This is a genomic window from Streptomyces sp. NPDC029151 (genome assembly GCF_055564315.1).
This window is the reverse complement of sequence record NZ_JBVHWQ010000004.1, coordinates 6191-33073: the sequence shown is the minus strand read 5'-3', so window position 1 is coordinate 33073 and position 26883 is coordinate 6191. Positions and strand designations below refer to the sequence as shown.

General features: G+C 71.8%; 27 protein-coding genes and 1 pseudogene. 15 read left to right on the top strand and 13 right to left on the bottom strand.

What is annotated here, in order from left to right; all coding sequences use genetic code 11:
* Positions 1-22 precede the first annotated feature (22 nt).
* The gene (gene folP, locus ACZ4VF_RS16685; protein WP_467926631.1) at positions 23-883 is read right to left on the bottom strand and encodes a dihydropteroate synthase; all 861 of its coding nucleotides are present in this window, start codon (positions 881-883) and stop codon (positions 23-25) included.
* 137 nt (positions 884-1020) lie between these two features.
* Between folP and ACZ4VF_RS16680 the strand changes: the two genes are divergently transcribed.
* Both ACZ4VF_RS16680 and ACZ4VF_RS16675 read left to right on the top strand, forming a co-directional pair.
* Positions 1021-1395, top strand: coding sequence for a DivIVA domain-containing protein (locus tag ACZ4VF_RS16680; protein WP_467926629.1), 375 nt, complete (start codon positions 1021-1023; stop codon positions 1393-1395).
* Entirely contained in the window at positions 1392-1979 is a 588-nt protein-coding gene (locus tag ACZ4VF_RS16675) for a DNA-3-methyladenine glycosylase I (protein WP_467926628.1), read from the top strand. Before ACZ4VF_RS16680 ends, ACZ4VF_RS16675 begins: the two co-directional genes overlap by 4 nt.
* 8 nt (positions 1980-1987) lie before the next feature.
* Here ACZ4VF_RS16675 and chcB read toward each other — a convergent pair whose 3' ends face one another.
* Entirely contained in the window at positions 1988-2791 is an 804-nt protein-coding gene (gene chcB / locus ACZ4VF_RS16670; RefSeq protein WP_467926626.1) for a 2-cyclohexenylcarbonyl CoA isomerase, read from the bottom strand.
* A gap of 372 nt (positions 2792-3163) precedes the next feature.
* Here chcB and ACZ4VF_RS16665 point away from each other — a divergent pair, with 372 nt between their 5' ends.
* Positions 3164-3331 (top strand): DUF3117 domain-containing protein, encoded by a 168-nt coding sequence (locus ACZ4VF_RS16665; protein WP_018544333.1) that lies wholly within the window; start codon positions 3164-3166, stop codon positions 3329-3331.
* Between the two features lie 182 nt (positions 3332-3513).
* Here the strand turns inward: ACZ4VF_RS16665 and ACZ4VF_RS16660 are convergent, their stop codons facing one another.
* A complete protein-coding gene (locus ACZ4VF_RS16660) occupies positions 3514-4212 on the bottom strand; it encodes an O-methyltransferase (protein ID WP_467927346.1) in 699 nt (232 codons plus the stop codon).
* 234 nt (positions 4213-4446) lie between these two features.
* Between ACZ4VF_RS16660 and sigE the strand changes: the two genes are divergently transcribed.
* The 5 genes from sigE (at position 4447) to ACZ4VF_RS16635 (ending at position 9785) form a co-directional block, all read left to right on the top strand.
* On the top strand, positions 4447-5160 hold the full coding sequence (gene sigE / locus ACZ4VF_RS16655) for an RNA polymerase sigma factor SigE (RefSeq protein WP_467926625.1): 714 nt from the start codon (positions 4447-4449) through the stop codon (positions 5158-5160).
* Entirely contained in the window at positions 5157-6236 is a 1080-nt protein-coding gene (locus tag ACZ4VF_RS16650) for a zf-HC2 domain-containing protein (protein WP_467926624.1), read from the top strand. Before sigE ends, ACZ4VF_RS16650 begins: the two co-directional genes overlap by 4 nt.
* Positions 6237-6367: 131 nt before the next feature.
* Positions 6368-8317 (top strand): S1C family serine protease, encoded by a 1950-nt coding sequence (locus ACZ4VF_RS16645; protein WP_467926623.1) that lies wholly within the window; start codon positions 6368-6370, stop codon positions 8315-8317.
* A gap of 84 nt (positions 8318-8401) precedes the next feature.
* The gene (locus tag ACZ4VF_RS16640) at positions 8402-8869 is read left to right on the top strand and encodes a sec-independent translocase (protein ID WP_467926621.1); all 468 of its coding nucleotides are present in this window, start codon (positions 8402-8404) and stop codon (positions 8867-8869) included.
* 250 nt (positions 8870-9119) lie between these two features.
* Entirely contained in the window at positions 9120-9785 is a 666-nt protein-coding gene (locus ACZ4VF_RS16635; RefSeq protein ID WP_467926620.1) for a hypothetical protein, read from the top strand.
* A 58-nt stretch (positions 9786-9843) separates the two neighbouring features.
* Here the strand turns inward: ACZ4VF_RS16635 and ACZ4VF_RS16630 are convergent, their stop codons facing one another.
* Positions 9844-12333: a DUF6185 family protein gene (locus ACZ4VF_RS16630; RefSeq protein ID WP_467926619.1), complete on the bottom strand. Its 2490-nt coding sequence runs from the start codon at positions 12331-12333 to the stop codon at positions 9844-9846.
* A 138-nt stretch (positions 12334-12471) separates the two neighbouring features.
* Between ACZ4VF_RS16630 and ACZ4VF_RS16625 the strand changes: the two genes are divergently transcribed.
* Positions 12472-12897: a hypothetical protein gene (locus ACZ4VF_RS16625; protein ID WP_467926617.1), complete on the top strand. Its 426-nt coding sequence runs from the start codon at positions 12472-12474 to the stop codon at positions 12895-12897.
* Between the two features lie 29 nt (positions 12898-12926).
* On the opposite strand, the gene ACZ4VF_RS16620 is transcribed toward ACZ4VF_RS16625, so the two are convergent.
* Genes ACZ4VF_RS16620 through ACZ4VF_RS16610 form a run of 3 tightly spaced genes read right to left on the bottom strand, consistent with a single transcriptional unit; the run spans position 12927 to position 16009 of the window.
* Positions 12927-14060 (bottom strand): Mrp/NBP35 family ATP-binding protein, encoded by a 1134-nt coding sequence (locus ACZ4VF_RS16620; protein ID WP_467926616.1) that lies wholly within the window; start codon positions 14058-14060, stop codon positions 12927-12929.
* Between the two features lie 43 nt (positions 14061-14103).
* A complete protein-coding gene (locus ACZ4VF_RS16615; protein ID WP_467926615.1) occupies positions 14104-14718 on the bottom strand; it encodes a DUF1003 domain-containing protein in 615 nt (204 codons plus the stop codon).
* A complete protein-coding gene (locus ACZ4VF_RS16610; protein WP_467926614.1) occupies positions 14708-16009 on the bottom strand; it encodes a magnesium transporter MgtE N-terminal domain-containing protein in 1302 nt (433 codons plus the stop codon). The genes ACZ4VF_RS16615 and ACZ4VF_RS16610 overlap by 11 nt, the downstream gene beginning before the upstream one ends.
* A gap of 190 nt (positions 16010-16199) precedes the next feature.
* On the opposite strand from ACZ4VF_RS16610, the gene ACZ4VF_RS16605 reads away from it, so the two are divergent.
* Positions 16200-16940, top strand: a complete 741-nt coding sequence (locus ACZ4VF_RS16605) for a hypothetical protein (RefSeq protein WP_467926612.1) — start codon at positions 16200-16202, stop codon at positions 16938-16940.
* 254 nt (positions 16941-17194) lie between these two features.
* On the opposite strand, the gene ACZ4VF_RS16600 is transcribed toward ACZ4VF_RS16605, so the two are convergent.
* Together ACZ4VF_RS16600 and ACZ4VF_RS16595 are read right to left on the bottom strand one after the other, a co-directional pair.
* The gene (locus ACZ4VF_RS16600) at positions 17195-17710 is read right to left on the bottom strand and encodes a hypothetical protein (RefSeq protein WP_467926611.1); all 516 of its coding nucleotides are present in this window, start codon (positions 17708-17710) and stop codon (positions 17195-17197) included.
* A 33-nt stretch (positions 17711-17743) separates the two neighbouring features.
* On the bottom strand, positions 17744-18865 hold the full coding sequence (locus ACZ4VF_RS16595) for a magnesium and cobalt transport protein CorA (protein ID WP_467926610.1): 1122 nt from the start codon (positions 18863-18865) through the stop codon (positions 17744-17746).
* A 458-nt stretch (positions 18866-19323) separates the two neighbouring features.
* Here ACZ4VF_RS16595 and ACZ4VF_RS16590 point away from each other — a divergent pair, with 458 nt between their 5' ends.
* Complete coding sequence (locus ACZ4VF_RS16590) at positions 19324-19908, top strand: suppressor of fused domain protein (protein WP_467926609.1); 585 nt, start codon at positions 19324-19326, stop codon at positions 19906-19908.
* Between the two features lie 104 nt (positions 19909-20012).
* On the opposite strand, the gene ACZ4VF_RS16585 is transcribed toward ACZ4VF_RS16590, so the two are convergent.
* On the bottom strand, positions 20013-21284 hold the full coding sequence (locus ACZ4VF_RS16585; protein WP_467926607.1) for an MFS transporter: 1272 nt from the start codon (positions 21282-21284) through the stop codon (positions 20013-20015).
* 192 nt (positions 21285-21476) lie between these two features.
* On the opposite strand from ACZ4VF_RS16585, the gene ACZ4VF_RS16580 reads away from it, so the two are divergent.
* The 3 genes from ACZ4VF_RS16580 to ACZ4VF_RS16570 all read left to right on the top strand — a co-directional run bounded on the left by ACZ4VF_RS16580 (position 21477) and on the right by ACZ4VF_RS16570 (position 23942).
* Positions 21477-22118, top strand: coding sequence for a DUF6758 family protein (locus tag ACZ4VF_RS16580; protein WP_467926606.1), 642 nt, complete (start codon positions 21477-21479; stop codon positions 22116-22118).
* 184 nt (positions 22119-22302) lie between these two features.
* Positions 22303-23160 (top strand): PHP domain-containing protein, encoded by an 858-nt coding sequence (locus tag ACZ4VF_RS16575; RefSeq protein WP_467926605.1) that lies wholly within the window; start codon positions 22303-22305, stop codon positions 23158-23160.
* Between the two features lie 176 nt (positions 23161-23336).
* Positions 23337-23942: a MarC family protein gene (locus tag ACZ4VF_RS16570; RefSeq protein WP_467926604.1), complete on the top strand. Its 606-nt coding sequence runs from the start codon at positions 23337-23339 to the stop codon at positions 23940-23942.
* A gap of 54 nt (positions 23943-23996) precedes the next feature.
* Here the strand turns inward: ACZ4VF_RS16570 and ACZ4VF_RS16565 are convergent, their stop codons facing one another.
* Positions 23997-24149, bottom strand: a complete 153-nt coding sequence (locus tag ACZ4VF_RS16565; RefSeq protein WP_171153060.1) for a hypothetical protein — start codon at positions 24147-24149, stop codon at positions 23997-23999.
* A gap of 256 nt (positions 24150-24405) precedes the next feature.
* On the opposite strand from ACZ4VF_RS16565, the gene ACZ4VF_RS16560 reads away from it, so the two are divergent.
* On the top strand, positions 24406-25311 hold the full coding sequence (locus ACZ4VF_RS16560) for an NYN domain-containing protein (RefSeq protein WP_467926602.1): 906 nt from the start codon (positions 24406-24408) through the stop codon (positions 25309-25311).
* Here the strand turns inward: ACZ4VF_RS16560 and ACZ4VF_RS16555 are convergent.
* Both ACZ4VF_RS16555 and ACZ4VF_RS16550 read right to left on the bottom strand, forming a co-directional pair.
* Positions 25308-26189, bottom strand: a complete 882-nt coding sequence (locus tag ACZ4VF_RS16555; protein WP_467926601.1) for an alpha/beta fold hydrolase — start codon at positions 26187-26189, stop codon at positions 25308-25310. The genes ACZ4VF_RS16560 and ACZ4VF_RS16555 overlap by 4 nt on opposite strands.
* A 187-nt stretch (positions 26190-26376) precedes the next feature.
* Positions 26377-26883: pseudogene (locus tag ACZ4VF_RS16550) on the bottom strand (DEAD/DEAH box helicase); the annotation flags it as partial.

Below are 26883 nucleotides of genomic sequence, written 5' to 3'. Positions count from 1 at the left end.
CCCCGGGGCTCGGTCCCATGCGTCAGGCCAGACCCCGCCGGGCCACCGCGGGAGGCCGGTGGCCGGCGATGGACGCCACCATGTCCAGGACCTGGCGGGTCTCCGCCACCTCGTGCACCCGGTACACCTGCGCCCCGAGCCACGCGGAGACGGCGGTCGTCGCGAGCGTACCGATCAGCCGTTCCTTCACCGGCCGGTCCAGTGTCTCGCCGACGAAGTCCTTGTTGGACAGCGAGACCAGCACCGGCCAGCCCGTGGCCACCATCTCGTCCAGCCGCCGCGTCGCCTCCAGGCTGTGCCGGGTGTTCTTCCCGAAGTCGTGCCCGGGATCGATCAGCACGGACTCCCGCGGCACACCGAGCGCCACCGCCCGCTCGGCCAGCCCCACGGTCACCTCGAGGACGTCGGCCATGACGTCGTCGTACGTCACCCGGTGCGGACGCGTCCGCGGCTCCACACCCCCGGCATGCGTGCACACCAGCCCCGCCCCGTACCGTGCCGCGACCTCCGCGAGCCCGGGGTCGACCCCGCCCCACGCGTCGTTCAGCAGATCCGCGCCGGCCTCGCACACGGCCTCGCCGACCTCGGCCCGCCAGGTGTCCACACTGATGACCACGTCGGGGAACCGGCGCCGCACCTCCGCGACGAAACCGACCGTCCGGCGCGCCTCCTCCTCGGCCGTGACCTCCTCGCCTGGCCCCGCCTTGACCCCGCCGATGTCGATGATCGCGGCACCCTCGGCCACCGCCTGCTCCACCCGGGCGAGGGCCGGCTCGTCGCGGAAGGTGGCTCCCCGGTCGTAGAAGGAGTCCGGCGTCCGGTTGACGATCGCCATGATCACCGGCTCGTGCGGGCCGAATTCCCGCCTGCCCAGCCTGAGCATCCGCTGTGACCTCTCCTAGTACGTTCCGCAGTACGGCCGCCTGTGACCCTAACTGTCAGAGGCGCATGGCACGATCGGACCCTGACAGATTCGGCATCCGGCACAGCGTCCGGTACGAGCGTGGGGACCCCGAGGCGATGATGATGTTCTTGTTCCTGGTCGTCGCGCTGGCCGTCGTGGTCGCCGCGGTGACCCTGGCCGTGGTGGGCGGCGGCGAGAGCGCCCCGCTCCCCGAGGTGGCACCGGAGCGCCTGGCGGACCCGCTGCCCGCCGACCGCCCGGTGGACGCCGCGGACGTGGAGAGCCTGCGCTTCCCGGTCGCCCCGCGCGGCTACCGCATGGCCGACGTGGACGACGCCCTCGGCCGGCTCGGCGCGGAACTGGCGGAGCGGGACGCCCGCATCGCCGACCTGGAGTCCGCGCTGGCCGGCGCCAGAGCCGCCGCCACGCACCCGCACCCCGCACCGCACGCCCGGCCGGAGACGGGCGAGGGCCAGGAGGACCGGCGATGACCACCGGAGCGGCCGTCGCCGGGCCGGACGGGGCGCTGCGCTGCCCCTGGGCGCTGTCCACCGACGACTACGTGGCCTACCACGACGAGGAGTGGGGCCGCCCGGTGCACGGCGACGACGCCCTCTTCGAGCGGCTCAGCCTGGAGGCCTTCCAGTCCGGCCTGTCCTGGATCACCATCCTGCGCCGTCGCCCGGGCTTCCGCGCGGCCTTCGCCGGGTTCCGCATCGAGAAGGTCGCCGCCTTCACCGACACCGACCGCGAGCGCCTCCTGGCCGACCCGGGCATCATCCGCAACCGCGCCAAGATCGACGCCACCCTTGCCAACGCCCGCGAACTCGCCGGCTGGGCCGAGGGCGACCTGGACGAGCTGATCTGGTCCCACGCCCCCGACCCGGCGACCCGACCGGCCCCCAGGACGCTCGCGGACGTCCCGGCGGTCACACCCGAGTCGACCGCGCTCTCCACGGCCCTGAAGAGACGGGGCCTGAGATTCGTCGGCCCGACGACGGCGTACGCGCTGATGCAGGCGTGCGGGCTGGTCGACGACCACCTGGAGACCTGCGTGGCCCGCGGCGCCCGGTGAGGGGTGGGTCACCGCCCCAGGTACTTCGGCCGTTCCTTGTTCACGAACGCCTGCACGGCGATGGCGTGGTCCTCGGACCGCCCGGCCCGGGTCTGCAGCTCGTCCTCCTTCTCCAGCGTCTCCGCGAGCGAGTGCGTCAGCCCGTAGGCCACCGCCTCCTTGATCGCCGCGTACGCCACCGTCGGCCCCTCGGCCAGCGCCCGCGCCACCTTCTCCGCCTCCGCGCGCAGCTCCGCGGCGGGGACGACCCGGTTGGCGATGCCCAGCTCCAGCGCGTCCTGGGCGCTGATGGTGCGCGGGAAGAGCAGCAGGTCGGCGGCGCGGCCCGGGCCGATCACCCGGGGCAGCGTCCAGGAGACGCCGGAGTCGGCGGTGAGGGCCACCCCGGCGAACGACGTGTTGAAGGAGGCGGTGTCGGCGACGACGCGGTAGTCCGCGGTGAGCGCGAAGCCGAGGCCGGCCCCGGCCGCGACGCCGTTCACCGCCGCGACGACCGGCTTCGCCGCCCCGGCCAGGGCGCGCACGATCGGGTTGTAGTGCTCCCTGACCGTGCTCATCGTCTGGCCGGACCCGGTCTCCCGGTCCTGGGCGAGCAGCCCGATGTGCTCCTTGAGGTCCTGGCCCACGCAGAACGCCCGCTCCCCGGCGGCGGTCAGCAGAATCGCCCGTACGGCCGTGTCGGCGGCCGCCGATTCCGCCGCCTCGCGGAGGGCGACCTTGGTGGCGATGTTCAGGGCGTTCATCGCCTCGGGGCGGTTCAGCGTGATCGTCGCGAGTCCGTCGCTCACCTCGTAGAGCACGGTGTCGGCCATGGCGGTTCCCCTCCGGTGCAGCGGCTGGTGACGTACCGCTCGGTACGCCCATGTCTGAGGACAGCATGGCGGAGATCGCCGTCCGCGAGCCGGACCGGACGTGTGACCTGCGTCAAAGAAAACCGGAGCGAAAAGCGTCGGCGGATCTTCGTGCGGTGGCGCAGTATCGCAGTCGCATCGCCGAATTGGGTGGTTTTGCTCGCGCGCGTTGCCCAAGCGATGCCGACCGATGTTGGTCATCGGGTCGTGCGATGCGGGATAATGGCTGGGAAGCAATGTGTTCGATGCCGGTGTCGCGTGTCCGTTTCGGATGCGGGTGCCCTTCCGGGGCCGTCGGCAGACGATGAGCTGGTTTCAGGAAGGGGAACGAGCATGGCGGCCATGAAGCCGCGGACGGGTGATGGCCCGCTCGAGGTGACCAAGGAGGGGCGGGGCATCGTCATGCGCGTTCCGCTCGAAGGCGGCGGTCGACTCGTCGTCGAGCTGACCCCTGACGAGGCCGAGGCGCTCGGAGACGCCCTCAAGAAGGTCGTCGTCTGACGTACCGGCGATCAGTCCTTCCGGCTGCCCCGGCATCGCGTGCGGTGTCGGGGCAGCCGCGTTCGGGCGCCCCGGCCGAGGGTTTGGGTGTTCGGCCCTCACCGTCCGACGCTCACTGTTCGACCGTCACTGTTCGACCGTCACTGTTCGGCCGTCACCGTTCGACCGTCACCGTTCGGCCGTCACCGTTTGACGGCGCACAGCAGGCCGTCGCCCACCGGCAGCAGCGAGGAGACCAGCGCCTGGCTCTCCCGGACCGTGCGCAGCAGCTCGCGCAGCCGCAGCACCTCGGTCGGCTGCGGCCCCGAGTCGACCGTACGGCCGCCCGCGAAGACGCCCTCGAAGACCACCAGGCCGCCCGGCCGGAGCAGCCGCAACGATTCACCGAGGTAGTCCGGGTACTCGAGGCGGTCCCCGTCGCAGAAGACGAGGTCGTAGCCGGCGTCCGCGAGACGCGGGAGCACGTCCAGGGCGCCGCCGGGGATGAACCTGGCCCGGTTGCTGGCGAAGCCGCAGAGGCGGAAGGCCTGCCGGGCGAACTGCTGGTGCTCCGGCTCCGGGTCAACCGTCGTGAGCACCCCGTCCGGCCGCATCCCGTGCAGCAGATGGATCCCGGAGACCCCGCAGCCCGTTCCGATCTCCGCGACCGCCTTCGCGTCCACGGAGGCGGCGAGCAGGCGCAGCGCGGCGCCCGTGCTGGGCGACACCGAGCGCAGCCCTGCCTCGCGGGCCCGGTCGCGGGCCCAGTGCAGCGCTTCGTCCTCGGCGACAAAGGCGTCGGCGAACGCCCAGCTCGTCTGCCGGTTGCCGGTAATGACCCTCTCCTGTCCCCGTGGTTGCCTGGGCGTGACTGTATCCGTTGGCGACGGGAACCCGCAGATGGGACCGGGCGTTTAAGAGGATGAGCCGGTGGTCGGGGACGCGACGGGGGGCGAGTGGTGGAGCAGGGCGCCGAGCAACTGCTGACGCAGCGGCATGAGCCGTATCAGCGTGTATCAAATTCTCGTAAAACCGCTTATCCGGAGCTAACGGGCGAGGTGGCTATGGTAGGGGCTCCACTGGACACCACCAGAGCCGACAGGGGAGGTGCGGCTGCGCCCGGGGACCGGGGCGGAGTGCTGCGGCGCTTCCTCGGGTCGGCGGGCAGGCCGAAATCCGTGACCGACACCGCTGCTGACAGCCACGCCGCCGGTCTCGCCGCAGGCGAGACCCAGACCGCGACCTTCGCCACCGACGCGGACGGGCAGGCGTGGACTCCACCCACGTGGGACGAGATCGTCAGCACGCACAGCGGCCGTGTCTACCGGCTCGCCTACCGCCTGACGGGCAACCAGCACGACGCCGAGGACCTCACCCAGGAGGTCTTCGTCCGCGTCTTCCGCTCCCTGTCCACGTACTCGCCCGGCACCTTCGAGGGCTGGCTGCACCGCATCACCACCAACCTCTTCCTGGACATGGTCCGGCGCAAGCAGCGCATCCGCTTCGACGCCCTCGGCGAGGACGCGGCCGAGCGCCTGCCCAGCCGCGAGCCCACCCCGCAACAGCTGTTCAACGACGCCCACTTCGACGCCGACGTCCAGCAGGCCCTCGACACCCTCGCGCCCGAGTTCCGCGCCGCCGTCGTCCTCTGCGACATCGAAGGACTGTCGTACGAGGAGATCGCCGCGACCCTCGGCGTGAAGCTCGGCACCGTGCGCTCCCGTATCCACCGCGGCCGGTCCCAGCTCCGCAAGGCGCTCGCGCACCGCTCCCCGGAGGCCCGCGCGGCCGAGCGGCGCTCCTTCCTGGCCCGGGTCCCCGCTCTGGGAGGAGGGGGCGCGACCGCGTGAGTGGATCTCGGCCGAAACCTGTCGAGGCACGCCTCGCAGAGCAGCACCTGGGAGACCGGCTCTCCGCCCTGGTGGACGGAGAGCTGGGTCACGAGACGCGTGAGCGAGTCCTCGCGCACCTGGCCACCTGCGCCCGGTGCAAGGCGGAGGCGGACGCCCAGCGCGCGCTGAAGAACGTCTTCGCGGAAGCAGCCCCGCCGCCGCCGTCGGCGAGCTTCCTGGCCCGCCTCCAGGGCCTCCCGGGGGGAGGTGACCTGGACGGCGGCGGCGCGCCGTCCCCCGGGGGCGGACTCCTCGGCGGCGGCCACGGCACCGGACCCACCGGGGCCACCGGGCCGTCGGGACCCCCCGGACCCTCCGGGACCTTCGGGGTGAGGCGTGGCGAGCGCCTCCCGTTCGGCTACGTCGCCGCCCGTGCCCACGGCCTCGCGGCCGGCACGGACCGTGCGGCGGCCCCGGACGACCGCGGCTTCCGCATCCACCCCGTCGGACGTCCGGACGACGGCCGCTCGGGCTCACGCGGGCTGCGCTTCGCGTTCGCCGCCGCCGGAGCGGTGTCCCTGGCCGCGGTCGCCCTCGGCGGCGTGACCACCGCCTTCCCCGGCGACCTGGCCACCGACGCCCGGAGCGGCTCCGGCGCGGGCAGCAATGTGGTTCCGGCCCGCTCGGCGGGCACCGGATCCGGCGGGGGCGCGGCCACGCCGGACAGCCACCGCCGTCGTCCGGTGGGACCGCTGCTGGCGCAGGGCGGCATGCTCGCCGGCCCGGCCCCGGTGGTACCGACCACCCTCTCCGCGCCGCTGCTGCCCGGGGTGCCGGACCCCGCCGACGGGCGGGGCCGCACCGAGGCGGTGCACGGCCTGACCGCGCCGCTGCTGGCCGGTGCGGCGGCCGTCTCCCCGCTGATACGCCGGCTCGACGAGGCCGTGGCCCTTCCGCTCACCGACTGGTCCACCACCCCCGGCATCACCGGCTCCGGCCTGCTGTCCGCCCCCGTCCCCGACACCACCCCCGACACCGCTCCCGCTCCCTCGGCCTCGCCGGCCGCACCCGCCGCACCCCGCCAGTCGCCCTGACCGGCCACTGCGCCACGGCCCGCGAACCTGGTTGAATCCTGGGAGGCCGTGCCCGCGGCGACACCCCGGGCCGGCAGTCGATGTGCCATGGCCGCGGCAGCGCGCGGTCGCGGCCCAGCCGTGGGGAGAGCATGAACGAGGGGAACCGTGTCCCGCCGGTGGACGGACCGGAGGGAGCGGCGGGGGCGGCACCGGCCGACCGGACCATGGGCGTGGCCGACGCCCAGGGCGCCGTACCGGAAGCCGCGGGGGCCGACGGCGACTTCGAACTGGCCAAGCCTGCACCACTGCCGACGGCCGGCGCCGACGCGGAGGACGCCGGAGCGGTGCGGGGGTCCGTGGTGACGGGGGACGGGGCCGTGGCCGGGGAGTCCGCAGTGGTGGGGAACATCCCGGTGGCCGGGGACGACGCGGCGGTCGGGGAGTCCGCCTGGACGGCTCCGGCCGAGCGGCCCAGGCCGCTGCACGACCCCGACCCGTACAGCACCCCGCCCTACGGCGAACCCGGCCCCTGGGCACCCGCACCCCCGGTCCAGCACCCGGCGGCCACTCCGGCCCACGGCACGGCCGTACCGCCGCTCACGGCCCCGCCGGCACCCGTGCCGGCAGCACCCGTGCCCACGGCACCCATGCCCGCCCCCACGGTCCCCGCACCGGCCCCGGCGACCCACGTACCCGGCCCCGCGCCGGCGCCCGGGGTTCCCGCACCGGCGCCCGCCCCCGGGGATCCCGCACCGGGCGCCCCGGCCCCCGACTGCGTGCCGCAAGCCGCCGGCCCCGTGCCGCGGACCGACGGCTCCGTGCCGCAGACCGGTGAGCTCGGGCCGCAGGCCGCCGGCTCGGGGTCGCAGGGCGCCGGTCCCTGGGGCCGCTACGACCCCTGGGCCGCCGGTTCCGCCACGGAGCAGGTGCCGGCCCCGGGACCGCTGCAGCAGACCGGCGCCGCGGTGCCGGCACAGCGGCAGCGCCGCAGGAGCGCGCGGCGGTTCCTGCTCGGGTGGACCCTGGTCGTCGCCGTGGTCGCCGCGGGCATCGGCGGAGCCGTCGGCGCCTACGTGGAGCGCGAGGGCCTCGGTGGCGACGTGCGGCTGCCGCAGGCCGGGAGCGTGCCGGCCGGCCGGGCGCCGGACAGCGTGGCCGGGATCGCCGCCCGCGCCCTGCCCAGCGTGGTCACCCTGCACGTCAGAGGGGCCGACGAGGCGGGCACCGGCACCGGCTTCGTGCTCGACGGCGAGGGGCACATCCTCACCAACAACCACGTGGTCGAGCCCGCCGGGTCGGGCGGCGAGATATCCGTGACGTTCGGCAGCGGCGACACCGTCCGGGCGAAGGTCGTCGGCCGGGACAGCGGCTACGACCTGGCCGTGGTCCAGGTGCACGGCGTCCACGGACTCACCCCGCTGCCGCTCGGCAACTCCGACGACGTCAGGGTCGGCGACCCGGTCGTGGCCATCGGCGCCCCCTTCGACCTCGCGAACACGGTCACCTCCGGCATCATCAGTGCCAAGGAGCGGCCCATCACGGCAGGCGGGGAGAAGAGCGACGGCAGCGACGTGTCGTACGTCGACGCCCTCCAGACCGACGCCCCCATCAACCCGGGCAACTCCGGCGGTCCGCTGCTCGACTCCCGGGCCCGGGTCATCGGCATCAACTCCGCCATCCGGTCGGCCGGCGGCGGCACCGACTCCGACGGCGGCCAGGCCGGTTCCATCGGCCTCGGCTTCGCCATACCCGTCAACCAGGCCAGACGTGTCGCCGAGGAACTGATCAACGACGGCCGGGCCACCCACCCGGTGATCGGCGTCACCCTCGACATGGGCTACACCGGCGACGGCGCCCGGATCGACGACAAGAGCGCCGGCGGCGGCCCCGCCGTCCTCAGGGGCGGTCCGGGCGAGCGGGCCGGTCTCAAGGCGGGTGACGTCATCAGGGAGGTCGGCGGGGAGCGCGTCCACACCGGCGAGGAACTGATCGTCAAGATCCGCGCCCACCGGCCCGGCGACCGGCTGCGGCTGACGGTCGACCGCGACGGGACCGAGCGGGAGGTGTCACTCGTGCTGGGCGCCTCGGAGCAGAACTGACACAAGTCTCACCTCGGGACGGTACCGGTCGGACAGGAACGCCGGGTACCGTTGAGCGACCGAGGACATCGCAAGGAGCGTCAGGTGTTCAATGACATAGGACCACTGGAGCTGGTGACCATCATCGTGCTCGCCGTGCTCGTCTTCGGTCCGGACAAGCTCCCCAAGGTCATCCAGGACGTGACGCGCACGATCCGGAAGATCCGCGAGTTCTCGGAGAGCGCGAAGCAGGACATCCGTAGCGAACTGGGTCCGGAGTTCAAGGACTTCGAGTTCGAGGACCTCAACCCCAAGACGTTCATCCGCAAGCAGCTGGACAACGACGATCTGGGGCTGAAGGAGATCCGCAACGGATTCGACCTGAAGAAGGAGATGGCGGAGGTCACGGACGCGGTCAACGGCCGCGACGGCGGCGCCTCGGCGTCCACGGCGTCCTCATCGGCCTTCTCGTCCCCCTCCTCGTCCTCCGGCGGCGGGCGCGTCGACATGACCAAGAAGCCCGAGACGCCCGGCGACGACGACCGCCCGCCCTTCGACGCGGACGCCACATAGGCGCTCCCGCCGGAGCCCCTCCCCGCCGACACGCGCGCCCGGACGCATGCCGCGCACGTGACGCGTTTCATACCGTGCACCCGTCGCGCACGGCCTGAACGGGCCGTGCGCGCGACCCACGCATCCAGCGCCTGCCCTGCTGCTCTCGGCGGTGTGGATATGCTGCCGAGTTGTTGTGCGGACCGGACACGTACGCCCGAAGGGGGGCGGGCCACCCCGGTCCGACGAGAGCGAGGAGGCGTCCGGGCAGATGGAGACGACAAGTCGGGTGGGCGCGCAGGCGCCGGCCGCGGAGGGCGGACAGCAACTCCCCTCCGCCCGGCGTACGGTCGACGGTTACCTGCGGGCGCCCTTCCCGTGGTACGGGCTCGACGAGGCGTTCACGGGCCCGCGCTGGCTGATGCAGGTCGGCACGGCGGCCGACGGCGCCGTCGAGCACGGGTCGATCGGGCACGGTGACGAGCCCTCGGTGCGGGGCGAGTCCGGCACCGCCGGTGAGCCGCGGGAGAAGTTCGCGGTCGTGGTGACCGTCGCCGCACAGCCGTCCCGGCGCAGCGCCGACGGCACCGGATTGCTGGAGGCGACCTCCGTGTCCTCGGCGGCATGGCTGGCCGGGGTCGGGCTGCTGTCGTTCACCTGGCCCGGCCAGATGGACCACAGCCTGCGGGACGACTGGCTGGAGCAGCAGACCGAGACGGCGTGGGCGCTGGCCGACGATCTCGACGGACCCGAGTGGTCCAGACTCAGCCTCCCGGTGGACGGGGTCGCCGCCTCGTTCCACTACCGGGAGTCCGAGTACGGCTGGGTGCTGGCCGGCACGACCGAGGCGGGAGTGCACCTGGGCGCGTACGGGCGGGGGATGAGCGCGTACGGGCTGGGCTTCGCCGCGATCAAGGACATCGCCGCGTACGCCTGACCGGCGCCTGAGGGGACCGCCGCGGCCGTGCGGCGGTTCCGGGCGGTCCGCCGGCCCCCTAACGGGCCAGGTACTGCCAGAGCGTCGTGGCCGCGACCAACTGGGCGAAGAGCCAGGCGACGTGACCGGCGAAGCCGCGGAACCGGTAGATGGACAACAGCACCGCGAGACGACCGTGCGCATACGGCTGCCCCTCGCTGAACGTCTCCGTATCCATCCAGAGGCCGGTGCCCGTCAGCACGATGGCCATGAACAGGGAGTAGAGAAGCAGATCCACGAAGTTCCCGCCGGTGAAGATGTTCAGCAGAACAGCCAGACAGGCGGGCACGGCATAGGCGAGGACCAGGCTCCATGCTCGGACGGTGCTGTGCCGGCCGGGGAGCAGGCGCCAGAGCGCGCCCAGGGTGAAACCGGCGGCGGCCCACGCCGCCTGACAAGCGATGAACTTCAGGACCATCTCCGGGATCGCCGTGGGCTCATGGCTGAGTTTCATGTACTTCCAGCGGTCCGCCAACTCCAGGTAGAGCACACCCGCGCTGCCCGGAACGCCGAAGAAGAAAGCGATGCGCGCCGCATGGACGGCGTTGTCCCACCAGCGGCCCTCCGGTCCCCAGGCCAGGGCGATGTCCATGACGGAGATGTGCTCGGGCGGTGGGTTCTTCTTGCCGCATTCGGACACCAGCCACTGTCGCAGGTCGCGCTGCTGCGTCTCCACCTGGTCGGACGTCATGGTCGCGGCACGCCCTTGGTCGAGCAACTGCGCCTGGTGGTCGAGGCTGCGATACTCATGGGCCTTGTTCCTCAGCTCCTGGCGCCGCTTCCTGCCTCGCAACCGCTTCAGACGGAAGCCGTCGCCCAGCCGGCTCAGGACCGACCACCGTCGTCCGGCGGCGAGAACCGCGTACAGCGAGCCGATGTTCAGCAGGAGCCAGGCCGGGTACTGGCCGACGTTGCCGGCGAATGCGGCACCCTGCAGGCCCGCGGTGAAAGCGAACACCGCCGCGGTGAGCAGCACGTCGGGTCCTTCCGGCCCCGACGCGGACCTCTCCCGCTTGTAGTCGGCCTGCTGCCGCGCCATCGTGCGGAAGTGCAGAAGGGCCAGCAGTGCGATGCCCGTCAGCAGCCAGCTTTGGGAGAAGATCAAGGTGAGGTGAGTGATCGAGAACTCCGAGAGGTACGTGACGACGTGCACGCCGTGCCCGGTACCGGCATTCTGACCGACAGGCCAGGACACCCTTTTCCACTGGTTCTCACTCACCCACCAAAGGCATCCGAGCAGGCCGCCGGCGACCGCTGTGAGGAATACGGAGACGACCGCGACGCAGCGAATTGGCGCGGTCTCCCATTTCCTGGTCCAGGAGGCGGGTCCCAGGGCTCCCTCATAGGCGAAGCGCCACGCCCACGCGGTCATGGCCGCGAGCCACAACCACACGGTCGCCAGCCCCACGAGCACGTATCCGATCTTGCCGGAGACGTTCGGCTCTTCCTTCGGCACCAGGTTGGGCGGCAGGCTGAACAGCGCGGGAGCGAGGACCACCAGCAGCCCGATCGCCGCCACGGAGAAGGCCACGCCTTTCACGGCGCGCGCCTGGAGAAGCGTCCCGCCGATCCAGGGGCGGGCGACGAGGGTCAGGGCCAGTCCGGCCGGAATCCAGATAAGGGCGATCCAGGGCGGACGGATCGACTGGGAGCCGGTCAGGATCAACATCACGGCGACCGACCCGCTGAGCACGGCCCACTGCAGCACGGCTTGCCAGACGCTGCCCCCGCGAGCCCCGGTCGCGGAGCCCGGGTGAGCCTGTCGTCCGCGCAGCGCGGCCAGGGCGATCACGACCGAAGCGCATACCCACCAGGCGATGACGCCGGCCCATTTCCAGAACGACCGGTCGTAGCTCAGCACCCACCAGCGTTGCCACGGGAGACTGAATTCGAACCTGACCTGACGGGGCGGGCGTCCCTCCCAGGTCAGCTTTCCGTTGGCGGGTGAGGACAACTTCCAGGGGTCCTTGAAACTCAGGCCGCCCAGGTCCGCCTCGACCTGCCAGTGAGCCTTCTCCAGCGCCTGCGGAGCAAGGGAAGCCGTCCATGTGCTGGTGCTGCCCTTCTTCGCGACGATGCTCCATGGGCCGAGCTGGATCGGGCCGTTGTCCCTGATCCATGCGTAGCAGTCGTAATCCAGTCGTACATAGTCGTCCGTGGTGGTCACGTGCGGGTCGTCGGTGCGCCATTCCTTCCTGTGGGTGGAACGGTCCTTGCCGCGCAGAACGCAGCGCACGGCGTGCAGATAATCGCCGGACTTCTCATCGGACAGCAGCTGAGTGGCCAGGGGTACGTATCGAGGGATCTCGACCGCCATCCCCGAATGAATTTTCAGGCCTTCCTTGTCGTGTTGGTCGAATTGAAGAACTGCGTGTACCCGGCTGCTTTCGAGCTGCTTTTCCCAGCATTTTCCGATATCGTTCTGCCGTGCCGCCGCCGAAGGGCACCCCCACCACATCACGGCCGCAATGATCAGCGGCAGAAACTGCCGCCAACGAATATTCTTCACCGCCCCGACACCTCCTCCTGGAGGAATTTATATGCTCTCGGTGCGTGATGCTTCCGGACACGCGGAAGCGAGTTGCGGGAAAAAAGTCGGTGGCTGATAATGGAATCCGATGACCGTCAACTATTTGACGGAGGGGTTATGGCCGACATAAACGTTTCCGCTCCGAGGCGCCCGCTTCCCCGCTTCGAGGAGGCCGAGGGGCTGGGCCCTGGGGACGCGGAGTTCGTCCGGGATCTGGTGGAGGTGCTGGCCAGGCACGGGAACCTCGACCGCTTCGGCCTGTGTCTGCTGCACGACCACTTCCCGCTCGGCGCCGACGAGGTGCTGGTGGAGACGAACGACCCCGGGGCCCGCACGCTCCACGTCCACGTGGAGAAGGCGGACCGGACCCGGCACGCCAAGGCGTCACAGTGGCGGTTCGTGCCCCATGCCGACCGGGAGCCGGGCGGCGGGCCCGCGGGCGGCGCCTACCAGGAGGTCCTGCTGTGCACCAAGCTCGAACTCTGCCCGGGGCACGCGGACGCGCGTGAGGCGCCGTCCACGGAAGACGGCGCCTCTGGGTAGGAAGCGGGAAGTCGCAGGAACCCGGGTTCTCAGAACTTGTTCTTCGGTGTGATCCCCAGCGACAGCCCCGAAAGCCCCCGCTGCCGTCCGCCCAGCTTGCCGGCGATCGCGCGCAGCGCGGAGCCCGCCGGGGAGTCCGGGTCGGTCAGGACCACCGGCTTGCCCTCGTCGCCGCCCTCGCGGAGGCGGACGTCGATCGGGATGTTGCCGAGGACCGGGACCGTCGCGCCCGTGGTGCGGGTGAGGCCGTCGGCGACCAGCTGCCCGCCGCCCGTGCCGAAGACGTCGACCATCTCGCCGCAGTGCGGGCAGGGCAGGCCGGACATGTTCTCGACCACGCCGACGATCTTCTGGTGGGTCTGGACCGCGATGGACCCGGCGCGCTCGGCGACCTCGGCCGCCGCCTGCTGCGGGGTCGTCACGACCAGGATCTCGGCGTTCGGCACCAGCTGGGCCACGGAGATGGCGATGTCACCCGTGCCGGGCGGGAGGTCCAGCAGGAGGACGTCGAGGTCGCCCCAGTAGACGTCGGCGAGGAACTGCTGGAGCGCGCGGTGCAGCATCGGGCCGCGCCAGACGACCGGCGCGTTGCCCGGGGTGAACATGCCGATGGAGATGACCTTCACGCCGTTCGCGGACGGCGGCATGATCATGTTCTCGACCTGGGTGGGCCGGCCGTCGGCGCCCAGCATGCGCGGCACGCTGTGGCCGTAGATGTCGGCGTCCACGACACCGACCTTCAGGCCGTCGGCGGCCATCGCCGCCGCCAGGTTCACCGTCACCGAGGACTTGCCGACGCCGCCCTTGCCGGAGGCGACCGCGTAGACCCGGGTGAGGTTGCCCGGCTTGGCGAAGGGGACCTCGCGCTCGGCCTGGCCGCCGCGCAGGGCCGCCGCCAGCTCCTTGCGCTGCTCGTCGCTCATCACGTCCAGGGTGACGTCGACGCGGGTGACGCCGTCGACCCGGGAGACCGCCTCGGTGACGCGCTGGGTGATGGTGTCGCGCATCGGGCAGCCGGACACCGTCAGGTAGACGGTGACGGCGACCGCTCCGTCCGCGCCGATCTCCACCGATTTGACCATCCCGAGTTCGGTGATCGGGCGGTTGATCTCGGGGTCGTTCACCGTCGCCAGTGCCTCGCGCACCGCGTCTTCCGTAGCCATAAGGACGATGGTACGGCGCGCCGAGGGGCGTCCGGGATGCCCCTCAACGGTCGTCTGTGTCACGTCCCGGCGGATGTTCTGCCCGTTCCGCCGGGAATACGACGTGGCCGGGGTGCCCGTCGTGACGGCGGCGCTCCTCCAGCTCCTTGACGAGGTCCTGGAGTTCCGAGCGGATCCAGTCGCGGGTGGCCACCTCGCCCAGGCCCGTGCGCAGCGCGGCGACCTCCCGGGTCAGGTACTCCGTGTCGGCGATGGACCGCTCGTTCTGCTTGCGGTCCTGCTCCAGGTTGACCCGGTCCCGGTCGTCCTGCCTGTTCTGCGCGAGCAGGATCAGCGGGGCCGCGTAGGACGCCTGGAGGGACAGCATCAGGGTGAGGAAGATGAAGGGGTACTCGTCGAAGCGCAGATGGCGGGGCGCGGCGACGTTCCACACCACCCACATGATGATGACGACCGTCATCCAGACGATGAAGCGTCCCGTCCCCAGGAACCGGGCGATCTTCTCCGACAGCCGGCCGAAGGCCTCCGGGTCCCACTCGGGCAGGAACCGGTGGCGCGGCGCACGCGGCTGGTCCAGCCGGGTGGCCCGGGGCCGGCCGGCGGCCGTGGCACCCGCCGGATGACGCTCGCGGGTCGCGGTCTCGCGCTCAGGAGCCATGCGTGGCCGCCCCCTCTCCGTGGTCGAGCCCTTCTTCCAGGTGGAACTCCGTCTCCCGCCAGTCGTCGGGGAGCATGTGGTCCAGTACGTCGTCCACGGTCACCGCGCCGAGCAGCGACCCGGACTCGTCCACCACGGGCGCCGCCACCATGTCGTACGTGGCGAAGAACCCGGCGATGATCGGCAGGGACGCGTCCGGGGACAGCGGCTGGAGATCGTCGTCGACCAGCGAGCTGACCAGCGTGTACGGAGGGTCGCGCAGCAGCCGCTGGAAGTGGACGGTGCCCAGGTACTTGCCGGTCGGGGTCTCGTCGGGCGGGCGGCAGACGTACACCTGGGCGGCGAGCGCGGGGGACAGGTCGGGGTTGCGGACCCGGGCGAGCGCGTCGGCGACGGTGGCGTCGGGCCGCAGCACGATGGGCTCCGTCGTCATCAGACCGCCGGCGGTGTGCTCCTCGTAGGACATCAGACGGCGCATGTCGGCGGCGTCGGAGGGCTGCATCAGGCTCAGCAGCCGCTCCTTGTCCTCCTCCGGGAGTTCGGCGAGCAGGTCGGCCGCGTCGTCCGGGTCCATCGCCTCCAGCACGTCCGCCGCGCGCTCCTCCTTCAGCTTGCCGAGGATCTCGATCTGGTCGTCCTCCGGCAGCTCCTCCAGTACGTCGGCGAGCCGGTCGTCGTCCAGGGCGGCGGCCACCTCCGCCCGCCGCTTCGGGGAGAGGTGGTGCAGGACGTTGGCGAGGTCGGCGGGGCGCAGCTGTTCGAAGGTGGCGAGCAGGCTCTCGGCGCCCTGTCCGTGCTCTTCCAGGGAGAACCCGGTGACGGCCGACCACTCGGCGGTCAGCGTCTCGCCCTTCGCCCGCCGGAAGGCGCCGCCCTTCCTGCCCTTGCGGACGAAGACACGGTCGACCTCCCAGTCCCGGCGGGCGGGCAGCTGCTGCACGGACACGTCGAGGACGGTGACCTCCTCGCCGGTCTGCACGAGGGTCACGCGCCGGTCCAGCAGCTCGCCGAAGACCAGCCGCTCGGTGGGCCGCTGCTCGAAGCGCCGGACGTTGACCACGCCGGTGGTGATGACCTGGCCGGACTCGATGCCGGTGACCCGGGTCATGGGCAGGAAGATGCGCCGCCGGGTGGACAGTTCGACGACCAGCCCGAGGACGCGCGGGGGCTTGCGGCCCACGCGCAGCATGACGACCAGATCGCGTACGCGGCCCACCTGGTCGCCGGCCGGATCGAAGACGGGGACCCCGGCGAGGTGCGAGACGAAGATCCGGGGGGCGCCGGCTGCCATGACTGTGCTTCCTTTGCGTGGGGATCGTGTGAGTTGCTCAGATATGCCCGCACGGGTGCGCTTCAGGCTAGCCCGTCCTGTTCCGATACGCCCTGGTGGGCGGTCCGGACGGACTGGCTCCGCCGGGCGGGCGGGGCACCGGTACCCTGCGGTACGCCGCTCAGGAACCGTCAGAAAGGCGACCCCACCTGTGACTGCGATTCCCCCGGGCCGTAGCCGCCGGACCACGCTGGTGACCGCGACCTGCGCGCTGGCCGTGACGGGAGCGATGGTGCTGTCGGGGTGCGGCGGTGACGACCCGGACGCGGGGACCAACGGGGTGGGCAAGCTGCCCGCCGCGAAGATCCAGGCGAAGACCCGGGCCGCCGCGGACGCGGCCTCCGCCGTACGGCTCTCCGGGACCGTGGTCACCAGCGGCCGTACGTACCGCCTGGACATGCAGCTCAAGGCCGACGGGGGCACCGGGTCGGTGACCTCCGGGGGAGCGACGTTCAAGCTGCTGCGGCTCGGGCGGGAGCTGTACCTCAAGGCCGACGCGGGCTTCTGGAACCACGCGGACGGCAGCGACGGCGCCACCGGCAAGCTGGACGGCAAGTATGTGAAGGTGCCGCAGGGCGATCCCGCGTACAAGAAGTTCAGCGGCTTCACGGACAAGGACGTCCTCCTCGATGGTCTGCTGACGCTGCACGGCACGCTGGCCACGGAGGGCCACCACGACGAGGCGGGTACCCGCACGATCCGCATCACCGGCGACGACGGCTCCGGCGGCACGCTGGACGTCTCCCTCCAGGGCACCCCCTACCCCCTCCGCCTGGTCCGCGCCGGCCACGCGGGGACGCTCCGCTTCTCGGACTGGGGCAAGAGCTTCACCGTCCGGGAGCCGGCCAGGTCGGACACGGTGGACTACGGCAAGCAACTGCCGACGTCGTAGCCCGGCCACCGGCGTCGCGGCTGATGCCTGCAGTCGAGCCTGACCGCTGCGGCGACGGCGACGGCGACGGCTATGGCCATGGCGACGGCTGCGGCAGCCGCGGGCGGGGACCGCGGGCGGGGTCGGCACCGTGGGCGCCCCATGGCCGCCGCGACGGCGCTCGTCCCGCCCGGTGCGGACCGGCGGTGCCGGGCTTCTCCCGGCCCCGGCCGCTCACGCCTGCCCGCCGCTCACCTCACTCGCCGCCGCTCATGTCACTTCCGTTTACGGCGCTTGAGCAGCAGCTTCGGCAGGCCCGCCGGGACCGGTGCGCGGGTGGTCGCGGGGGTCGGCACGGGGGACTCGGCGAGGTCGCCGGTGGGCAGCGGGGCCACCGGCCCCGTCGGTACCAGGCGGAGCACCCGGCACTCGCGCGCCCAGCGGGCCGGCATCCGCTCGCCGTCGGGGGCGTTCAGCCGCTTGCCCTTCAGCTCGGCGACGGCCGCCTCCCACTGCTCGGAGCCGGACGCCAGCTCGGACACGGTCACCGGGAAGGTCACCAGCCGGCCCCCCTTGTCCTTGCTGCGCACGCTCACCTCGGCGGAGCCGCCGTCGGTCAGACCCTCCAGCGGCTGCTCCCCGGGACCGTCGCCGACCACGCACACCGCGCCCTCGTGCCACACGTGCCACAGCGCACGCGCGGCCGGCGCACCGGCGCCCCTGACCCAGATCAGGCCGGACTTCTTCGAGGCCTCCTCGATGAGGGCCCGGTCGAGCAGCTCGCTTGTCATGCGCCCCAGCCTAACCAGGCCGTACCGGCCGGCTCACAGCCAGCCGTTGCGCTTCAGCGTGCGGTGGATGCCCAGACACAGGGCGACCGTGACGCCCATGATCACCGGGTAGCCGTACTTCCAGTGCAGCTCGGGCATGTGGTCGAAGTTCATGCCGTAGACCCCGCACACCATCGTGGGTACGGCGATGATGGCCGCCCACGCGGTGATCTTGCGCATGTCCTCGTTCTGCGCGACGGACGCCTGGGCGAGATTGGCCTGGAGGATGGAGTTGAGGAGTTCGTCGAAGCCCATGACCTGCTCCTGGACCCGTGCCAGGTGGTCGGCGACGTCCCGGAAGTACTTCTGGATGTCCGGGTCGATCAGCCGCATCGGACGCTCGCTCAGCAGCTGCATCGGCCGCAGCAGCGGAGCCACCGCGCGTTTGAACTCCAGCACCTCGCGCTTGAGTTGGTAGATCCGCGCCGAGTCCACACCGCGCGAGACCCCGCCCTTGCGGCCGGGCGAGAAGACCTCGGTCTCCACCTCGTCGATGTCGTCCTGGACCGCGTCGGCGACCGCGATGTAGCCGTCCACGACGTGGTCGGCGATGGCGTGCAGCACCGCCGAGGGGCCCTTGGCGAGCAGCTCCGGGTCGTCCTGGAGGCGGTGCCGCAGGGCGCGCAGCGAGCCCTGGCCGCCGTGCCGGACGGTGATGAAGAAGTCCCGGCCGGTGAAGCACATGACCTCGCCGGTCTCCACGACCTCGCTGTTCGCGGTGAGCCGGTCGTGCTCGACGTAGTGGATGGTCTTGAAGACGGTGAACAGGGAGTCGTCGTAGCGCTCCAGCTTCGGCCGCTGGTGGGCCTGGACCGCGTCCTCCACGGCCAGCGGGTGCAGCCCGAACTCACTGGCGATACCGGCGAATTCGGCCTCGGTCGGCTCGTGCAGCCCGATCCAGACGAAGCCGCCGTCGCGGCGGACCAGCCGCATCGCCTCGTGCGGGGTGAGCGGGCCGGCGCTCACGCGGGCGCCGTCGCGGTAGACGGCGCAGTCGACGACGGCCGAGGGCGTGCCGGGGGCGCGGGTGGTGTCGTAGGACGGGCTGGTGTCCTTGCGCAGCGAGACACGGTACGACGGGCGGACCACGGCGCGCAGGTCGCGGATCATCGACATGGGCAGGCTCCTTCGCGGGCGGGCAGCGAATGCGCGCGGCAACGGGTGGAACTACCCGGAATGGGGACGTCCTGTTGTGCGTACGTCCGGCACGTCCACAAAGCGGGGAGCACCGCACCGTTGCGGTGGCGACTGCGCTGCTGATGCAGAACTGATGCGGATCAGGCAGATCAGGCAGGGCGAAACGAAGTGCTCTTCCGCACGACGATGCGCAAAGGAAGGCGGCGGCCAGCCGGTAACTACGTCAGCAGCCGGAAGAGCGAGTGGTACTGCACGGTCGACTTCGATCCATGACAGCCCCACCTCCTCCGGCCGGTCCCTCGTAAGGGAGTCTCATCGGCGTCGGGACCTGATAGCGACGCTTCGCGTGCTGCCCCGAACCACCGGCTCAGAGTACCAGCCGCCCGTACTGTCAAGGCGCCGCTTTGCCCGCTACTGACGAGTTCTATGCTCGGCCCATGGCTGATGTTCTTCCTCTGGTCGAGGCCCGGTTGACCACCGCGCTGGGCGAACCGGACGCCCGTGCCGCGGTCACCTTCCTCGGCACGGACCGCATCGAGGTGCTCCGCTTCCAGGAGGGGGACGTCGTCCGGTACGCCACCCTCGGCATGTCGCAGCACCCCATGGCGGACCCGACGGCGATGGTCGCCGACCCGGTCGAGGGCCCCCGCGCCGAACTGGTCCTGTCCGTCCGCGCGGGCCTCGCCGACACCGACAAGGTGCTCCGTCCGCTCGCCGTGCTGGCCGCGACGCCTCAGGTGGAGGGGCTGGTGGTGGCCCCGGGCGCCTCGCTGGACGTGGGTGAGCCGCTGTGGCCCGGCGCCCCCTTCACCTCGGTGCTGGTGGGCGAGCCCGGCGGGCTGGTGGAGGACCTGGAGCTGGACGCCCCGATGGACCCCGTACGGTTCCTGCCGCTGCTGCCGATGACCCCGAACGAGGCCGCCTGGAAGCGGGTGCACGGCGCCCAGGCCCTCCAGGAGCGCTGGCTGGCGAGCGGGACGGACCTGAGGGACCCGGCCCGCCGGTCCGCCCCGCTGGACTGACGCCCGAGTGACCGATCTCACCAACGCAAGGCGGGATCCGGTCAGTTGAGGATCGGTCGGCCGGCGGTCCGGTCAGCCGGCGATCCCGCTGGCCGGCGGCCCGGTCAGTCGGCGAAGACGCCGACCCCGTCCTCGGTGGCGTGCGCCGGCTCCGGCTCCTGCGCCATGGGGGTCCCCTCTGTTCGATCGGATTCGAGAACGTCGAGAACTGGGTGGAGGGTGAGGGCCTTGCGCCGTACGACGACGACGAGCGCGCCCAGCACCGCCGTGACGGCCGCGACCACGAACGGGACGTGGAGGTCGGTCCACTCCTCGATCTTGGGCGCGAAGTAGGGCGCGGCGGCCGCGGCGAACCAGCGGACGCAGTTGTAGCCGGCGCTCGCCACCGGGCGCGGCGCGTCCGACACGCCGAGGGCCAGCTCGGTGTACACGGTGTTGTTCACGCCGATGAACGCGCCGGAGAGGATCGTGCAGACGACGGCCGTGGTGTGGTCGCCGTAGCCGAGTACGAGCACGTCCGCGCCGAGCAGGACCAGCGAGCCGCCGAGCACCTTCAGCGAGCCGAGGCGGGCCTGCAGGCGCGGGGCCACGATCACCGAGAAGAGGGCGAGCAGCACACCCCAGGCGAAGAACACCGCGCCCGAGCGGTACGGCGTCATGTCCAGCACGAACGGTGTGAAGGCCAGCACGGTGAAGAACGTGTAGTTGTAGAAGAACGCCGAGACCGCCGCCGAGGCCAGGCCGCCGTGGCCGAGGGCCTTCAAGGGGTCCAGGACCGAGGTCCGTCGGGCCGGCTTCGGCTGCTCCTTGAGGAACGCCGTGATGCACAGGAAGCCGATCGCCATCAGCGTGGCCGTGCCGAAGAAGGGGTAGCGCCAGCTGATGTCGCCGAGGACCGCGCCGAGCAGCGGGCCGCAGGCCATGCCGAGTCCGAGCGCGGACTCGTACAGCAGGATCGCCGCCGCGCTGCCCCCGGCCGCCGCGCCGACGATGACGGCGAGGGCGGTCGACACGAACAGCGCGTTGCCGAGTCCCCAGCCCGCACGGAATCCGACGAGTTGGCCGACCGTGTCCGACGTTCCGGCGAGGCCCGCGAAGACGACCACGAAGGCGAGGCCGAGCAGCAGGGTCTTCCGGCCGCCGACGCGGCTGGAGACGAAGCCGGTCAGCAGCATCGCGACGGCGGTGATCAGGAAGTACGAGGTGAAGAGCAGTGACACCTGGCCGGCGGTGGCGTGCAGGCCCTGGGCGATCGACGGCAGGATCGGGTCGACGAGACCGATGCCCATGAAGGCGACGACGGAGGCGCCCGCCGTGGCCCAGACCGCCTTGGGCTGTCGCAGGAGACGTCCGGCTCCCGCCTCGAAGGGGTCCATGTGCTTCTCCCGTCCTCACGTAGGGGCCGATCAGATAGTTGGGTTATGCACATAGTAAGTTAGCTCAGCTAAATAATGCAAGATGCATCTATCGCCGTTCGCGTGGACCCCGTAGGGCACATGGCCGGGTCTTCCGTCCGGACGGGTGATCGTCCTTGACGTGGGCGGGCAGGGGTAGGACCGTGGAGCCCTATGAGGGGCGAACCCAGTTGCCCGAAGTGCGGTGGCCGGGTCAGGGCTCCCGGACTCTTCGCCGATGCGTGGCAGTGCGATGTGCACGGCACGGTGTATCCGCTGCAGCCCGTGATCCCGCCCAGCGTCGAGGCGCTCAACGTCGTGGTGCACCGCACGCAGGTGCCGGTGTGGATGCCGTGGCCGCTGCCCGTGGGCTGGCTGTTCACCGGGGTGGCGTACGCCGGTGACGACCGCAGCGGCGGCCGCGCGACCGCGGTGGCCTGCTCGGGCCCCGGCCCGCTCGGCGGCCCCGGCGAGATGATCCTGATCGCCGAGGAACTGGGCGTGGGCCTCGGTGCGCGCTACGCCGGCATCGACGGCCCCGACCCCGGGTCGTACATGAACGTCGAGAAGCCGCCGCAGGCCAAGGTGCTGGCCGCGGGCCGGCCGACCCCGCTCTGGCACGTCTACCGCGCCCCCGACGACCGCGCCGTCTTCGCCGGCGAGGCGCTCGGGATGTGGCTGTGGGCGGTGATGTGGCCGGAGCAGTCGGGCTTGCTCATGTACGACGAGCTGGTGCTGACCGATCTGCGGGACGCGGGGGCGGAGATAGACCTGGTGCCCTGCGGAGCGTTGTCGCCGCGCTTGCTCCGGCCGTAGCGCCACGGGGGTGCCGGGTGCCGCCCGTGCGCGGCTGCGGGCACTGTGGCCGGCCGCGCAGTTTCCCGCGCCCCTTGGTCGGTTGTCGTAGGGGGCGCTCCGGGGTTGCGGGTGTGACAGGCGGTGTGGAAAACACCGCTATCCTTAGGTGTCCCCTTCTTCCGTCGCCCCGCCTGGAGTCAGCGTGCGTATCGATCTGCACTGTCACTCCACGGCGTCCGACGGTACGGACACCCCGGCCGAGCTGGTCCGGAAGGCCTCCGCCGCGGGGCTGGACGTCGTCGCGCTGACCGATCACGACACCACCCGTGGGTACGGCGAGGCGATCGCCGCGTTGCCCGAGGGGCTGACGCTGGTCACCGGTGCCGAGCTGTCGTGCCGGCTCGACGGCGTGTCGATGCACATGCTGGCCTACCTGTTCGACCCGGAGGAGCCCGCTCTGCTCGCCGAGCGCGAGCTGGTGCGCGACGACCGGGTGCCGCGGGCCAAGGGCATGGTCGCCCGGCTGAACACGCTGGGCGTGCCGGTCACCTGGGAGCAGGTCGAGCGGATCGCCGCCGGCGGCTCGGTGGGACGCCCGCACGTCGCCTCGGCACTGGTCGAGCTGGGTGTCGTACCGACGGTGAGCGACGCCTTCACCGAGGAGTGGCTGGCCGACGGCGGGCGGGCCTTCGTGGAGAAGCACGAGACCGACCCCTTCGAGGCGATCCGGCTGGTCAAGGCCGCGGGCGGAGTCTGCGTGTTCGCACACCCGGCCGCCGCCAAGCGCGGCCGCACCGTGCCCGAGTCCCGCATCGCGGAGATGGCCGCGGCCGGTCTCGACGGCATCGAGGTCGACCACATGGACCACGACCCCGACGCCCGGGAGCGCCTGCGGGGCCTGGCGAAGGAGCTGGGACTGCTGGTGACGGGCTCCTCCGACTACCACGGCAGCCGCAAGACCGTGGCGCTGGGCGCGTACACGACCGACCCCGAGGTGTACGGGGAGATCACCCGGCGGGCGACGGGCGCGTTCCCGGTGCCGGGCACCGGCGGAGCCTGAGGCCCGCCCGCACCACCGGATCACCGCACCACCGGATCACCGGATTGCCACGTGACCGGTTTCTGATCACCTCGTCACCGTCCATCGGATCCGGATCGCCGAGTCACCGGATCCCGAGCGCCGGCTCACCCGTTCCTGCCCGTACATCCTCTTCCCGCAAGGCCTGTTCTTCCGCCATGTTCGACATCGCCGTCTTCGGCTCCCTGTTCCTGACCCTTTTCGTCATCATGGATCCCCCCGGGATCACGCCGATCTTCCTCGCCCTGACGGCCGGACGTCCGGCCAAGGTGCAGAGGCGGATGGCCTTCCAGGCCGTCTGCGTGGCGGGCGGGGTCATCGCCGTCTTCGGCGTCCTGGGCCACCAGATCCTCGACTACCTGCACGTGTCCGTGCCCGCGCTGATGATCGCGGGCGGACTGCTGCTCCTGCTGATCGCGCTGGACCTGCTCACCGGCAAGACCGACGAGCCGAAGCAGACCAAGGACGTCAACGTCGCGCTCGTCCCGCTGGGCATGCCGCTGCTGGCGGGGCCCGGTGCGATCGTGTCCGTGATCCTCGCCGTGCAGAAGGCGGACAGCGTGTCCACGCAGCTCTCGGTGTGGTCCGCGATCCTCGCGATCCACGTCGTGCTGTGGCTGGTGATGCGTTACTCGCTGCTGATCATCCGGGTCATCAAGGACGGCGGTGTCGTCCTGGTGACGCGGCTCGCGGGCATGATGCTGTCCGCGATCGCCGTGCAGCAGATCATCAACGGGGTCACTCAGGTGATCCGGGGGAGCTGAGCCGACGACGGCTCGGCTCCCCCGGAAAGCTTGAGTGACGCGTGCCCGTGCGGGCTACGAGGCCGGGGTCTCGGCCGGGCGGATCCACAGGCGCTGCCCGACGGCGGCGGCCTGCTGAACGATCCGGTTGACGGAGGCGGCGTCCACGACGGTGCTGTCCACGGCGGTGCCGTCGACCTCGTCGAGTCGCATGATTTCGAAGCGCATGGGCTTCTCCCTTCGTCTGGTCATCCTCCTGCGGAGAACTACTCGTGTGACGTCTGGTGTATCCAGCGCCGTACGTAGTCAACATGCGCCGTGTTACGAACATTCCCTACGCTAAAGAAATTTTTCGAACGACTAATTACTGACTGGTAAGCCGCCGGGTAGCGACGGTCGACCGTTCGGGACCGGCCGGGAGCGGTCGAGGCCGGGGACCGGACGGATCGGGACCGGTTGTGTTCGGAATGTGACCACCGGGACAATGGAGGCAATGAACGACGACCTGGCCGCCCTCGGCGCCCGCATCACCCGTACGAACGAGCTGCTCGAACGCATGCTCGCCGAGGTGGCGAAGACGCCCTCCACGCACGCGATCTTCGTCGACGCGGGCTATCTGTACGCGGCCGCCGGCCGGCTGGTCGCCGGAACCGAGGACCGCCGCGCCTTCGACCTCGACGCCGAGGGCCTGATCGACGCGCTGATCGACAAGGCCCGCTCGATCTTCGCGGACAGCCGGCTGCTGCGCGTGTACTGGTACGACGGCGCCCGGCGCCGCATCCACACCGCCGAACAGCAGGTCATCGCCGAACTGCCCGACGTCAAGGTCCGCCTCGGCAACCTCAACGCCAACAACCAGCAGAAGGGCGTCGACTCGCTCATCCGCACCGACCTGGAGTCACTCGCCCGCCACCGCGCGATCAGCGACGCGGCTCTCCTCGGCGGTGACGAGGACCTGGTCTCGGCGGTCGAGGCGGCCCAGGGCTACGGCGCCCGCGTCCACCTCTGGGGCATCGAGGCGCCCGAGGGCCGCAATCAGGCCGAGCCCCTGCTCTGGGAGGTCGACAGTCAGCGCACGTTCGACCTGGAGTTCTTCAAGCCGTACGTCTCCCGGCGCACGGCCGCCGGGTACGACACGGCAGGCGGCGACCGCCCCACCCGCGAGGACGTCCGCTTCGTCGGCGCCCAGATCGCGGCGCGCTGGCTCGCCTCCCGGGGCCGTGAAGCGCTGGTCGAACTCTTCCCCGGCCACCCCTACCTGCCCGGCTCCGTCGACCAGGACCTCCTGGTCGAGGCCGAGGCGCTGCTCCAGTACTCCCTGCGCGGCCAGGCGGACCTGCGGCGGGCCCTGCGGGACGGGTTCTGGCAGCACCTGCAGGCGCAGTACTAGGCCTGCCCGGCGACGCCGTCCCAGAAGTCGGCGAGGGCGCGGGCGGTCTCCGCGGGGCGGTCGGTGTTGGGCGAGTGCTCCGCACCCTCGACGACCGTCCGGCGCGCCTCCAGCCGTAGGGCCATCTCGTCGAGCAGCGGCAGCGGCCAGGTGTCGTCCAGCGCTCCCGACAGCACGTGGAACGGCAGCGGTACGGCCGCCAGTTCGGCGACCCGGTCCGGTTCCGTACACAACTGGCGTCCGGTGGCCAGGAGTTGGGCGGGCTTGGTGGCCAGCCAGCGGCGCCGCAGGTCGTCCCGGTCGTCCAGCCCGGCGTCGAGCGCGGGCGTGTCCGTCTCCTCCGGCGGCTCCATCGCCCGGATCGCCTCCCACACCTCCGCCATGCTCAGCACCGCGAGGGCGTCCCGGAGCAGCTTCACGCGCTGCTGCTGGGACGCCGAGATCTGCGCCGGCCCGGAGGACATCAGGGTGAACGACACGAAGGGCGTGTGGTCGAGCAGGACGGCCGCGCGCGCGACCTGTCCGCCGAGGGAGTGCCCCAGCAGGTGCACCGGGCCGCCGACCGCCTCCGCCTGCGCGAGCACGTCCCGGGCCAACTCCTCCTGCGCGTAGGCGGACTCGTCCGTCGCGGGGCCGTCCGACTCGAACTGGCCCCGCCCGTCCACGGCGACGGTCCGGTACCCGCGCTCGGCGAGCGGCGCGTGCAGCGGGTTGAAGTCCTCCTTGCTCCCGGTGAACCCCGGCAGCAGCAGCGCGACGCCCCTGGGCTCCGCACCGGGGGCCACGGGAGCGTCCACCACGGCGAATTCACCGCGAGCCGTTCGCAGCGGGTACGCACGGGCGCCGGGGGGCGGGACGAAGGTGGGCGGCCTGCTCATGGGGAGAGGTTATCGGCAGGTGGGCGGGTGTACGGGGGTGGGTGGTGGGGGGAGGGGGGATGAACTGCGGGTTCCGGGCGCGGGGCGGGCTGGGGGCTGCGGGGCGGGAAACGCCGATGGCCGGGTCCACTGTCGTGGACCCGGCCATCGGACCGGTGGACGTCGTCACCGCGTACGCGGCGCCTGGTCAGGCCTCGGGGGCCTCCACGGCGGCCGTCACCTTACGGGTCCGGCGCCGGGGCTTGACCTCGGGCTCCTCGGTGGCCTGCGCCGGAATCTCCGGAACAACCGCCTCGGCAACGGCCTTGCGGGTCCGTCGCGCCTTGGGAGCGGTGGCCGCCTCACCGTCGACGGCGACCTCGGCGGCTGCCGTCTTCCGGGTGCGGCGCGGCTTGGCCTCGGCCTCGGCTTCGGGGGCGTCCGGCGTGGTCGCCGCGGTCTTGCGGGTGCGGCGGGGCTTGGTCGCGGTGTCGGCCTCGGTCGTCTCCGGTGCGGCCGTGGTGGCCTTGCGGGTGCGGCGGGGCTTGGCCTCGGCGGCCTCGGCGGTGTCCGTGGTGGCCTCGGCGGTTGCCGTGGTCTTGCGGGTGCGGCGCGGCTTGGCCTCGGCTTCGGGGGCGTCCGGCGTGGTCGCCGCGGTCTTGCGGGTGCGGCGGGGCTTGGTCGCGGTGTCGGCCTCGGTCGTCTCCGGTGCGGC

Bases quoted from the DNA above. Each gene is read 5' to 3' on its own strand.
- ACZ4VF_RS16680 (WP_467926629.1), top strand. From the start codon at position 1,021: ATGATGATGTTCTTGTTCCTGGTCGTCGCGCTGGCCGTCGTGGTCGCC.
- ACZ4VF_RS16625 (WP_467926617.1), top strand. From the start codon at position 12,472: ATGGCCGACATAAACGTTTCCGCTCCGAGGCGCCCGCTTCCCCGCTTC.
- chcB (WP_467926626.1), bottom strand. From the start codon at position 2,791: ATGGCCGACACCGTGCTCTACGAGGTGAGCGACGGACTCGCGACGATC.
- ACZ4VF_RS16610 (WP_467926614.1), bottom strand. From the start codon at position 16,009: ATGGCAGCCGGCGCCCCCCGGATCTTCGTCTCGCACCTCGCCGGGGTC.
- ACZ4VF_RS16560 (WP_467926602.1), top strand. From the start codon at position 24,406: ATGGAGGCAATGAACGACGACCTGGCCGCCCTCGGCGCCCGCATCACC.
- ACZ4VF_RS16580 (WP_467926606.1), top strand. From the start codon at position 21,477: ATGAGGGGCGAACCCAGTTGCCCGAAGTGCGGTGGCCGGGTCAGGGCT.
- ACZ4VF_RS16570 (WP_467926604.1), top strand. From the start codon at position 23,337: ATGTTCGACATCGCCGTCTTCGGCTCCCTGTTCCTGACCCTTTTCGTC.
- ACZ4VF_RS16585 (WP_467926607.1), bottom strand. From the start codon at position 21,284: ATGGACCCCTTCGAGGCGGGAGCCGGACGTCTCCTGCGACAGCCCAAG.
- ACZ4VF_RS16590 (WP_467926609.1), top strand. From the start codon at position 19,324: ATGGCTGATGTTCTTCCTCTGGTCGAGGCCCGGTTGACCACCGCGCTG.
- ACZ4VF_RS16565 (WP_171153060.1), bottom strand. From the start codon at position 24,149: ATGCGCTTCGAAATCATGCGACTCGACGAGGTCGACGGCACCGCCGTG.
- ACZ4VF_RS16645 (WP_467926623.1), top strand. From the start codon at position 6,368: ATGAACGAGGGGAACCGTGTCCCGCCGGTGGACGGACCGGAGGGAGCG.
- ACZ4VF_RS16620 (WP_467926616.1), bottom strand. From the start codon at position 14,060: ATGGCTACGGAAGACGCGGTGCGCGAGGCACTGGCGACGGTGAACGAC.
- ACZ4VF_RS16615 (WP_467926615.1), bottom strand. From the start codon at position 14,718: ATGGCTCCTGAGCGCGAGACCGCGACCCGCGAGCGTCATCCGGCGGGT.
- ACZ4VF_RS16600 (WP_467926611.1), bottom strand. From the start codon at position 17,710: ATGACAAGCGAGCTGCTCGACCGGGCCCTCATCGAGGAGGCCTCGAAG.
- ACZ4VF_RS16555 (WP_467926601.1), bottom strand. From the start codon at position 26,189: ATGAGCAGGCCGCCCACCTTCGTCCCGCCCCCCGGCGCCCGTGCGTAC.
- folP (WP_467926631.1), bottom strand. From the start codon at position 883: ATGCTCAGGCTGGGCAGGCGGGAATTCGGCCCGCACGAGCCGGTGATC.
- ACZ4VF_RS16595 (WP_467926610.1), bottom strand. From the start codon at position 18,865: ATGTCGATGATCCGCGACCTGCGCGCCGTGGTCCGCCCGTCGTACCGT.
- ACZ4VF_RS16665 (WP_018544333.1), top strand. From the start codon at position 3,164: ATGGCGGCCATGAAGCCGCGGACGGGTGATGGCCCGCTCGAGGTGACC.
- ACZ4VF_RS16675 (WP_467926628.1), top strand. From the start codon at position 1,392: ATGACCACCGGAGCGGCCGTCGCCGGGCCGGACGGGGCGCTGCGCTGC.
- ACZ4VF_RS16635 (WP_467926620.1), top strand. From the start codon at position 9,120: ATGGAGACGACAAGTCGGGTGGGCGCGCAGGCGCCGGCCGCGGAGGGC.